General features: G+C 41.6%; 3 protein-coding genes. 2 read left to right on the top strand and 1 reads right to left on the bottom strand.

Annotated elements, in window-relative coordinates; all coding sequences use genetic code 11:
- Window positions 1-147: 147 nt before the first annotated feature.
- Window positions 148-1,050 (bottom strand): ABC transporter permease, encoded by a 903-nt coding sequence (locus VB694_RS17630; RefSeq protein ID WP_323361656.1) that lies wholly within the window; start codon window positions 1,048-1,050, stop codon window positions 148-150.
- A 247-nt stretch (window positions 1,051-1,297) separates the two neighbouring features.
- On the opposite strand from VB694_RS17630, the gene def reads away from it, so the two are divergent.
- Together def and VB694_RS17620 are read left to right on the top strand one after the other, a co-directional pair.
- Window positions 1,298-1,861 carry a peptide deformylase gene (gene def, locus VB694_RS17625; RefSeq protein WP_323361634.1) on the top strand — a complete coding sequence of 188 codons (564 nt, stop codon included), beginning with the start codon at window positions 1,298-1,300 and terminating at the stop codon, window positions 1,859-1,861.
- A gap of 12 nt (window positions 1,862-1,873) precedes the next feature.
- On the top strand, window positions 1,874-2,080 hold the full coding sequence (locus VB694_RS17620) for a hypothetical protein (RefSeq protein WP_323361633.1): 207 nt from the start codon (window positions 1,874-1,876) through the stop codon (window positions 2,078-2,080).
- The last annotated feature ends 294 nt before the right edge of the window (window positions 2,081-2,374 follow it).

Here is a 2,374-nt window from a genome sequence, read left to right as displayed (position 1 = left end):
TTGGGGACTGGGGACTGGGGACTGGGGACTGGGGACTGGGGACTGGGGACTGGGGACTGGGGACTGGGGACTGGGGACTGGGGACTGGGAAAAATATAAATAACTTCCCCCTGCACCCTGCATCCTGCACCCCTGCTTCTTCACCTGTCACCTGTTAGCAAAACGGTGGACAGCGAATAAGCTACCCATTAACCCGACAGTTGCACCAAAACCCAGGAGAATGAGGGGTAATAGCAAGGTTTGGGAAAAAGACAGCTGTAAACCGTTGCTAATAAATTGGATAAACTCAGGTTGATTGGCTAGTAAGCGGTTGATAAATTGTTGAGTAACAGAAATAAAACTCCAAGCGATCGCTCCACCAACCAAACCAAAAGAGATTCCCTGTAAAAGGAATGGTAAATAAATCCAAGCAGTAGTAGCACCTACCAATTGCATAATTTCAATTTCCCGACGACGCGCCATGACAATGAGGCGGATAGTAGTTGTGGTGACAGCGATCGCAGTTAAAGTTAAAATAATGGTAATTGTCAAAGTCAGCCAATTTAAACCCCGATGTAGTTGGGCGATACGTTTTACAGCTTCATCTACATACTGCACCACATTCACACCTTGAATTTTTGCTAACTGTGTGGCTAAATCGGGTACAACTTGGGGATTTGCCGCTTTTACCTTGATTTCATCCACCAAAGGATTACCCCCTAGTTGTTGATTCGCACCTTCAATATCAGTCAAACCTAGTTCTTTTACTAACTTTGTCCAAGCTTGATCTCTGGTAATTACTTCTACTCCCCCCACATTAGGGATATTTGCTATCATTGGTTGAATATTGACTGCTTGAATACCAGATTCCAGATAAACCGATAATTCCAACTGACTACCGAACTGGTTGAGGAGTCCTTCTACTTGCCAAGAAGTTTGCAGACTTAATCCAAATAAAAATAGTAACACTGTCACGGTGCTGACAGCTGCCCAATTCATCCAACCTCCCCGCAGTAACCCCAGAAAAGTTTCTTTGAGTAGATAATCTAGTTTGGTAAAAAATTTCAACATCTTTGTAATTGGTAATTGGTAATTGGTAATTGGTAATTGGTAATTGGTAATTGGGCATTGGGCATTGGGCATTGGGCATTGGGCATTGGGCATTGGGCATTGGTAAAAATCGTTTCTTCCCCTACCTCCCCATCTCCCCATCTCCCCAGTCCCCAGTCCCCAGTCCCCAGTCCCCAGTCCCCAATCACAAACCAAATAACGATAGAATTATATTTAGTAAGACATTCACCATTAAGTCACGAGAATCATGCCCTCTGATATTGCTGTAGAGAAGAAAAAGTTAAAAAATCCACCTTTGAAGCTTCATTATTTAGGCGATCGCGTTCTGCGTCAACCTGCAAAGCGGGTAACAAAAATAGATGATGAACTTCGCCAACTGGTGCGGGAGATGCTGCAAACTATGTACAGCGAGGATGGTATTGGTTTGGCTGCACCCCAAGTCGGAATTAATAAACAACTGATTGTGATTGACTGTGAACCAGATAAACCAGATGTACCACCGCTAGTGTTGATTAACCCTGTCATTAAACAGGTTAGCAGTAAGCTTTGTGTAGCTCAAGAAGGTTGTTTAAGTATCCCTCAAGTTTATTTGGATGTCAAACGTCCCCAGGTTGTAGAAATTGCCTATAAAGATGAATATGGTCGTCCTAAAACATTAAAAGCTGATGATTTGCTGGGAAGATGTATTTTACACGAAATGGATCACCTAAATGGTGTGGTATTTGTGGATCGTGTAGAAAATTCCTTGACTTTGGCAGAGGAACTATCTAAAAATGGCTTCTCATATCAAGCCGTAAAACCAGTAGTGTAGGGTGGTCTAGTTGTGTATTTAACTCCAAAAAGCGGTTTATTTTTAGGCGGTTCTTGTTTTACAGCGATCGCTGCTGTTGGTTCTGTTTTTGAACTCAGTTCTGGACAACCTGATTTCGGTGTCCAAACTACTGCCATTATTCTAGCTTTGAGCATTCCCCTGACTGTCTTATTTTTCATTGCGGCCGTCAAGGATGCGCGAGCTAACAACTCTAACTAAATGAAAAGGTGAAAGGATGAAAGAGAAATTTAAACTTCAGCCTTTTGCCTTTTATTTTTTGGAAATGGGTAATTATTATGTATTTAATTTAACAGGAAAAAAATGAAAGAACCCGTATTGTAAAGGGTTGATTTTTCTCCAGGTGCGTGCTATGCTGTATAGCATCTTTAATATAATGGCACATAAGCTTTTTAAAAATTTTACCAACACTCCATTATATTAGAATACTACCGCGCCCCACGGAAAAAGTCAACAACCCAAATATAGGACTCATATTTGAATTTTGAAAAAATC

Source organism: Anabaena sp. UHCC 0451 (assembly GCF_034931405.1).
GTDB lineage: Bacteria > Cyanobacteriota > Cyanobacteriia > Cyanobacteriales > Nostocaceae > RDYJ01.
This window is presented reverse-complemented; position numbering and strand designations above follow the sequence as displayed.

Coding starts and splice junctions, on each gene's coding strand:
- VB694_RS17630 (WP_323361656.1), bottom strand. CDS start 1,050: ATGTTGAAATTTTTTACCAAACTAGATTATCTACTCAAAGAAACTTTT.
- def (WP_323361634.1), top strand. CDS start 1,298: ATGCCCTCTGATATTGCTGTAGAGAAGAAAAAGTTAAAAAATCCACCT.